The organism is Citrobacter sp. wls615, from assembly GCF_005281355.1.
GTDB classification, from domain to species: domain Bacteria; phylum Pseudomonadota; class Gammaproteobacteria; order Enterobacterales; family Enterobacteriaceae; genus Citrobacter; species Citrobacter werkmanii.
Genome location: NZ_SZXM01000094.1, coordinates 1 through 7,751 on the forward strand (window position 1 = coordinate 1; position 7,751 = coordinate 7,751).

Annotated in this window: 5 protein-coding genes; 3 read left to right on the forward strand and 2 right to left on the reverse strand. The window is 54.6% G+C overall.

Annotated elements, in window-relative coordinates; all coding sequences use genetic code 11:
- Together FDX04_RS24050 and rutR are read left to right on the forward strand one after the other, a co-directional pair.
- On the forward strand, nt 1-655 hold a 655-nt coding region (locus FDX04_RS24050; protein WP_137371597.1), incomplete at its 5' end, for a DMT family transporter.
- 58 nt (nt 656-713) lie between these two features.
- The gene (rutR, locus tag FDX04_RS24055; RefSeq protein ID WP_042314113.1) at nt 714-1,352 is read left to right on the forward strand and encodes an HTH-type transcriptional regulator RutR; all 639 of its coding nucleotides are present in this window, start codon (nt 714-716) and stop codon (nt 1,350-1,352) included.
- On the opposite strand, the gene FDX04_RS24060 is transcribed toward rutR, so the two are convergent.
- Together FDX04_RS24060 and putA are read right to left on the reverse strand one after the other, a co-directional pair.
- The gene (locus tag FDX04_RS24060) at nt 1,349-1,744 is read right to left on the reverse strand and encodes a lysozyme inhibitor LprI family protein (protein ID WP_137349321.1); all 396 of its coding nucleotides are present in this window, start codon (nt 1,742-1,744) and stop codon (nt 1,349-1,351) included. The two genes, rutR and FDX04_RS24060, sit on opposite strands and share 4 nt — an antisense overlap.
- A 58-nt stretch (nt 1,745-1,802) precedes the next feature.
- Nucleotides 1,803-5,765: a trifunctional transcriptional regulator/proline dehydrogenase/L-glutamate gamma-semialdehyde dehydrogenase gene (putA, locus tag FDX04_RS24065; protein WP_137361061.1), complete on the reverse strand. Its 3,963-nt coding sequence runs from the start codon at nt 5,763-5,765 to the stop codon at nt 1,803-1,805.
- Between the two features lie 421 nt (nt 5,766-6,186).
- On the opposite strand from putA, the gene putP reads away from it, so the two are divergent.
- A complete protein-coding gene (putP, locus tag FDX04_RS24070; RefSeq protein WP_137371598.1) occupies nt 6,187-7,695 on the forward strand; it encodes a sodium/proline symporter PutP in 1,509 nt (502 codons plus the stop codon).
- Nucleotides 7,696-7,751: the final 56 nt, after the last annotated feature.

Below are 7,751 nucleotides of genomic sequence, written 5' to 3' on the forward strand. Positions count from 1 at the left end.
TCCGGCTATGCCGGAGGATATTTATTTTCCCAGCAGTAAATCGGCGTTTATTACCGCGATGTATGTACCGCTGGTGCCGCTGTTGCAATGGCTGTGTCTGGGGCGTATGCCAGATTTAATGCCGTGTGTCGGGATTGTACTGGCCTTTATCGGGTTGATTTTTCTTGCCGGGCCGGGGGGGAATTTACTGGCGCTGGGTGAAGGTGAGTGGATCACGCTTGCGGGCGCGGTGGCAATTGCGGCAGAAATTATTCTGATTAGCGCGTGGGCGGGAAAAGTAGATGTGCGTCGGGTGACGGTGGTGCAACTGGCAACCGCTTCTGTGGTGGCGTTTATTGCCATGGCCCCGGCAGGCGAGTCTGTACCGCCGATGTCGACAGGATTGCTGGTTGTCGCGCTGGGATTAGGCATTTTTAGCGCGATTATTCAGGTCACCATGAACTGGGCGCAGCGCAGCGTTTCGCCGACGCGGGCGACGGTCATCTATACCGGAGAGCCGGTGTGGGCGGGGATCTTTGGTCGTCTGGCGGGTGAACGCCTACCGCTACTGGCTTTGTTAGGCGCAGCATTCATTATTGTTGGCGTGCTGGTCAGCGAACTGAAGTTCAAGAAGAAAAAATCGCAGCCGCAGACGGCGCCTCCTGAATCGCTTTAATTTAACCATTCACCGTGTGATTTGGTATGCTGACGCCCTCACAAGAAGGAGAGGGCGCATGGTCCAACGCGCAGAGAAAAAAAACGGTAAACGCTCGCAGGCCGTCAATGCTAAACGTCAGGCTATTTTAACCGCGGCATTAAATATCTTCTCCCAATATGGGATCCACGGTACGCGTCTGGAACAGGTGGCAGAGCAGGCGGGGGTGTCAAAAACTAATCTGCTCTATTATTACCCGTCAAAAGAGGTGCTTTATATTGCCGTTTTACGGCAAATTCTTGATATCTGGCTGGCACCGCTGAAGGCGTTTCGCGAAGACTTTGCGCCGCTGGTGGCCATTAAAGAATACATTCGCCTTAAGCTGGAAGTGTCGCGCGATTACCCGCAGGCTTCCCGGTTATTCTGCATGGAGATGCTGGCGGGCGCGCCATTGTTGATGGCTGAATTAACGGGTGATCTTAAAACGCTGATTGATGATAAATCGGCGTTGATTGCCGGATGGGTAAGCAGTGGGAAACTAGCTCCTGTCGATCCGCACCATCTGATTTTCATGATTTGGGCTTCAACACAACATTATGCAGACTTTGCCCCACAGGTAGAGGCGGTAACGGGCGCAACGCTGCGTGATGAAGCCTTTTTTAACCAGACCGTTGAGAGCGTACAGCGGATGATTATCGAAGGGATCCGCGTGCGTTAGCTGGCTGGCGGTAGCGGACAGCTTAAATCGCCTTCTTCACACTGTAAAAGCGAGGCGAGAAACGCTTCGCGCTCGTTGGTCTTATCCGTTAAACACTGGCTGGAAATCATCGCCTGGACGCTTCCGCCTTCGGTACCGGAACTGATTAAGGCACAGTCTGCATCGCGCAGGGTTATCCACGAAGTTTGCGCTTTTTTCAGTAAATCGCGCTGGGTCGGGGCGGCGCGCTTCAGCGCATTCTGATACGTTTCATTAAGTTTGGCGTCTGCCGCTTTAAACTGCTCTGCCGCACAGGTGTTCATTTCAGCTTGATTATTCGCGTTGGCGCAGTCATCTGCCAGTGCCTGGCCGCTCAGCAGCAGCGCTGCACATGTCAGTAAAATTCGTTTCATGTTTCCCTCTGACTTTATAAAAAAGGCCCCGTTACCGGAGCCTTAATTAACCACAACCTTAGCCGATTGTCATCAGGCTGGCGTTGCCTCCGGCGGCGGCAGTATTGACGCTCAGGGAGCGTTCAATATACAGCCTCTCAAGCAGGATATTGCTTTCGCCGCGGGCAAAGCCCTGAACCGACACAATCGCCCCTTCACGGGCCGCCACCGCTTCACACAGCGCGCGAAGCTGATCGGAATCGCCATGGAAAATAACGGCATCGAACGGCTGCGTGGTGATGTTGTCCGCTTTGGCAAACTGAATCCGCCCAGAGACTGCAACTGGCAGACGTTTTGCCAGTTCGCGATGGAACGCATCATCCGGCCACAGAATTAAGCTTCCCACCGAAGTCACGGCGGCAACCTGTACCAGCGCATCCTGCTCGTCATCGGCGATACACAGTACGCGCTCGCGCGGTAACAGCGTCCAGGTATTGCGCTCTCCGGTTGGTCCTGGCAGCAAACGTTGCGTTCCGGCCTGCGCCAGTTCACCAAACTGTTGGCAAATCGCACGCAGCGACGGACGATCGGCGGCCCATTCGGTGAGGGCTTCCAGCGGTTGCACGAGAGCCGCCTTGAGCTGCGCATCGACAGGATAGTCTGCATCCTGACGGGCAAGCGTAATGCCCAGCGCATTCTCCGGGCGGTTAGCCAGCAGGCGGTACAGGTACAGCGGTCCACCTGCTTTTGGTCCGGTTCCTGACAAGCCTTCGCCACCGAATGGTTGCACCCCGACGACGGCACCAACCATATTACGGTTAACGTACAGGTTCCCCACATGTGCTGAACCGGTGACCTGAGCGATGGTTTCATCGATACGGGTGTGGACGCCAAGCGTCAGGCCGTAGCCGGAGGCATTAATTTGTTCAATCAGGCTGCCCAGATTGTTACGGGGGTAACGCACGACGTGTAGTACCGGACCAAACACCTCTTTTTGTAATTCATCGAAGCTTTCCAGCTCAATAAGCGTCGGAGCGATAAAGGTACCGGTTTGCCATTCCCGCGCATCGTCACTGTTCTCACGCACGGCCTGGAATACCGGACGTCCTTTGGCGCGCATGGCCTGAATATGGCGCTCAATATTGGCTTTGGCTTCTTCATCGATAACCGGCCCAATATCGGTAGTCAGGCGACCCGGATTACCCATGCGGCATTCCGCCATCGCCCCGCGCAGCATTTTCAGCGTGTGGTCGGCAATATCGTCCTGCAAACACAGCACGCGCAGCGCGGAGCAGCGCTGTCCCGCACTGTCAAACGCAGAGGCCAGCACGTCCACTACAACCTGTTCCGTCAGCGCTGAGGAGTCGACGATCATCGCATTCATGCCACCGGTTTCGGCGATAAGTGGGATTGGACGGCCCTGAGCATCAAGGCGGGTCGCAATATTGCGTTGTAACAGCGTGGCGACTTCCGTCGAGCCGGTAAACATCACGCCGCGTACGCGCTCATCGGAAGTGAGCTGCGCCCCGACGGTTTCGCCCTGGCCTGGCAACAGTTGTACCACGCCCGGCGGTACGCCCGCTTCGAGTAAAATAGCGATACCCTGGGCGGCAATCAGCGGGGTTTGTTCCGCTGGTTTTGCCAGTACGCTGTTGCCTGCGGCCAGCGCGGCGGCAATCTGTCCGCTGAAAATGGCGAGCGGGAAGTTCCACGGGCTGATACAAACCACCGGGCCTAACGGACGATGGGTTTCATTATCGAAGTCATCGCGCACCTGGCCTGCATAGTAGTGCAAGAAGTCTACCGCTTCGCGCACTTCTGCAATGGCGTTGCTGAAAGTTTTACCCGCTTCGCGCACCAGAATACCAATCAATTGCTGCATCTGGCCTTCCATCAGAACGGCGGCGCGATGCAAAATAGCGGCGCGCTCTTGTGGCGGCGTCGCAAACCAGATTGGCGCATTATTGACGGCGTTTTGTAATGCCTGTTCCACTTCGCTGTGAGTCGCTTCACGCACGTAGCCGACAATGTCTTTTGGCTCGGCCGGGTTAACCACCGGGGTCATTTCACCGTCAGCAACCGGCTGCTCGAGAATCGGTTTGGCATGCCATTTTTGCAGCGCGCTATTGAGCAGGGCAGAGGACAGCGAGGCCAGACGATGTTCGTTAGCCAAATCCAGTCCGCCTGAGTTTTCCCGGCCTTTACCGTACAGGTCGCGCGGCAGGGGAATCTTCGGATGCGGTAAACCTGTCTGGCCTTCCTGTTGCGCCAGTTTTTCCACGGCTTCGACCGGATCAGCAACCAGTTCGTCCAGCGGCAAAGTGTTGTCAGCAATGCGGTTGACGAACGAGGTGTTGGCACCGTTTTCCAGCAGACGACGCACCAGGTACGCCAGCAGGGTTTCGTGCGTACCTACTGGCGCATAAATACGGCATGGACGGTTCAGTTTGCCATCCGCGACTTTGCCTGTAACCTGCTCGTACAGGGGTTCACCCATGCCGTGCAGGCACTGGAACTCATACTGACCAGGATAATAGTTTTGCCCTGCTAACTGATAAATCGCCGCCAGCGTGTGGGCGTTATGGGTGGCGAACTGCGGGTAGATCAGATTCGGTACGGCCAGCAGTTTTTTCGCACAGGCCAGATAGGAAACGTCGGTATACACCTTACGGGTATAAACCGGATAGCCTTCCAGACCGTCCATTTGCGCACGTTTGATTTCGCTATCCCAGTATGCGCCCTTAACCAGACGGATCATCAGGCGGCGGCGACTGCGGGTGGCGAGATCGATCAGATAGTCGATAACAAATGGGCAGCGCTTCTGGTAGGCCTGGATAACAAAGCCGATACCGTTCCAGCCCGCCAGTTCGGGTTCGAAGCACAGTTTTTCCAACAGATCGAGGGAGATCTCCAGTCGGTCAGCCTCTTCGGCGTCGATATTAATACCGATGTCGTACTGACGGGCCAGCAGTGTCAACGATTTCAGGCGCGGATAGAGTTCATCCATCACGCGGTCATATTGCGCGCGGCTATAGCGCGGGTGCAGCGCCGACAGCTTGATCGAAATGCCAGGCCCTTCATAAATGCCGCGTCCGTTAGACGCTTTACCAATGGCGTGGATCGCCTGCTGGTAAGAAACCAGATAAGCCTGGGCATCGGCGGCGGTTAGCGCCGCTTCGCCTAGCATGTCGTAGGAGTAGCGGAAACCTTTTTCTTCCAGTTTACGTGCGTTAGCCAGCGCTTCGGCGATGGTTTCCCCGGTGACGAACTGTTCGCCCATCAAGCGCATCGCCATGTCGACGCCTTTACGCACTAAAGGTTCGCCGCTCTTGCCGATAATACGGTTGAGCGAGCGGGAGAGGCTGGCTTCGTTATGCGTAGAAACCAGACGACCGGTAAACAACAGTCCCCAGGTCGCCGCGTTAACGAACAGAGACGGGCTACGCCCAATGTGCGACTGCCAGTTACCGTTGCTGATTTTGTCGCGGATCAACGCATCGCGGGTTGCCTTATCGGGAATACGCAGCAGGGCTTCCGCCAGACACATCAGCGCCACGCCTTCCTGCGAAGAAAGGGAGAACTCCTGCAATAAACCTTGTACCATTCCGGCGCGACCGCTGGCGGTCTTCTGGTTACGCAGTTTATCGGCCAGATCGTACGCCAGCTTATGCGCCTGCTCGGCGATGGGTTGCGGCAGACGTGCCTGCTCCATCAGCATCGGCACGGCGTCGGTTTCGGCGCGGCGGTACGCGGCGGTGATTGCCGCACGGGAAACAGACTGCGGCAGAATTTGTTCGGCAAATTCCAGGAAAGGCTGATGCGTTTCATTCTGCGGCGTGGTTGACTCCTCACCCTCATTCGCCGCGCCCGCCAGCAGGGCCGGCAGTTCAGGAAGCGCATCGTCATTTTCCAGTCTTTCGAGATAATTAAAGATGGCTTGCTTGATCAGCCAATGCGGTGTGCGATCGATTCGTGATGCGGCTGTTTTAATACGCTCGCGAGTGGCGTCATCCAGCTTAACCCCCATCGTGGTGGTTCCCATGCCGTTTACTCCTGTTGTACTGAAATACGGGTCTGATAGTTACCGAGAAATATCCACTATGTTGCAACTTTGTGCAACCGTGTTAAATGTGACGTGGTTTGCAAGCTTGAAAATGAATGAAATGTTAATAAAGTTGGGGTTCGTGACAGGGAGAATAAAAATTATGGAATCTTTTTCTCTGCGGTAGTTAACACTTTTCAAAGGTGCAACCAAAAAAAATGTGAGAGAGTGCAACCTACAGAAAAATGCTATCTACTCTGGAACAATTTTGATGTAAATGGTGTGTTAAATCGATTGTGAATGACCATCGCTTCCGGCAGGATACGGTCGCCTGGTAAACATAGATATCTTTGCCACGTTCCGGCAGGGTAATAAAACGGCAAGCCACGGCATTGCTGATACATAATTTTGGAGAGTTTTGATGGCTATTAGCACACCGATGTTAGTGACATTCTGTGTCTATATTTTCGGCATGATATTGATAGGGTTTATTGCATGGCGTTCAACCAAAAACTTTGACGATTACATTCTGGGTGGACGCAGCCTGGGTCCATTCGTGACCGCGTTATCTGCTGGCGCATCCGATATGAGTGGCTGGTTGCTGATGGGTCTGCCTGGCGCGATTTTCCTGTCGGGGATTTCAGAAAGCTGGATCGCCATCGGCCTTATTTTGGGCGCATGGATCAACTGGAAGCTGGTGGCCGGACGTTTACGCGTACACACCGAATACAATAATAATGCCCTGACGTTACCGGATTACTTTACCGGTCGCTTTGAAGATAAAAGCCGCATTCTGCGGATTATCTCCGCGCTGGTTATTTTGCTGTTTTTCACCATCTATTGTGCTTCAGGAATTGTGGCAGGGGCGCGTCTGTTTGAAAGCACCTTTGGCATGAGCTATGAAACAGCGCTGTGGGCGGGAGCGGCCGCGACGATCATTTACACCTTTATTGGTGGTTTCCTGGCGGTAAGCTGGACCGATACCGTTCAGGCCAGCCTGATGATCTTTGCTCTGATTCTGACGCCGATCATGGTCATTATCGGCGTGGGTGGATTCGATGATTCGCTGGAAGTGATTAAACAAAAGAGCATTGAGAACGTAGACATGTTCAAAGGGCTGAATTTTGTTGCCATCATTTCTCTGATGGGTTGGGGCCTGGGCTACTTTGGCCAGCCGCATATTCTGGCGCGCTTTATGGCGGCAGATTCTCACCATAGCATTGTGCATGCACGTCGCATTAGCATGACCTGGATGATCCTGTGTTTGGGCGGCGCAGTTGCCGTTGGTTTCTTCGGTATCGCTTACTTTAATAACAACCCGTCGCTGGCAGGTGCCGTTAATCAGAACGCTGAGCGTGTGTTTATTGAACTGGCGCAAATCCTGTTCAACCCGTGGATTGCCGGTATTCTGCTGTCTGCGATCCTCGCGGCGGTGATGTCGACCCTGAGCTGCCAGTTGCTGGTGTGTTCCAGCGCAATCACCGAAGATTTGTACAAAGCGTTCCTGCGTAAAAATGCCAGCCAGAAAGAGCTGGTGTGGATTGGTCGTATCATGGTGCTGGTTGTGGCCCTGGTGTCCATCGCGCTGGCGGCCAACCCGGAGAACCGTGTGCTGGGTCTGGTTAGCTACGCTTGGGCAGGCTTTGGCGCGGCGTTTGGTCAGGTGGTTCTGTTCTCGGTAATGTGGTCGCGCATGACCCGCAACGGCGCGCTGGCAGGGATGATCATCGGCGCGGTGACGGTAATCGTCTGGAAGCAGTTTGCCTGGCTGGGTCTGTATGAAATCATCCCTGGCTTTATTTTCGGCAGCATCGGTATTGTCGTCTTTAGTCTGTTGGGTAAAGCGCCATCAACCGCAATGCAGCAACGTTTTGCCGAGGCTGACGCGCATTATCACTCCGCGCCGCCGTCGCGTTTACAGGCAGAATAATCTACCTTTGTCCTCAGGCCCGCCGCGTGCGCAATACTGTTCACTTAAGCGGAGCA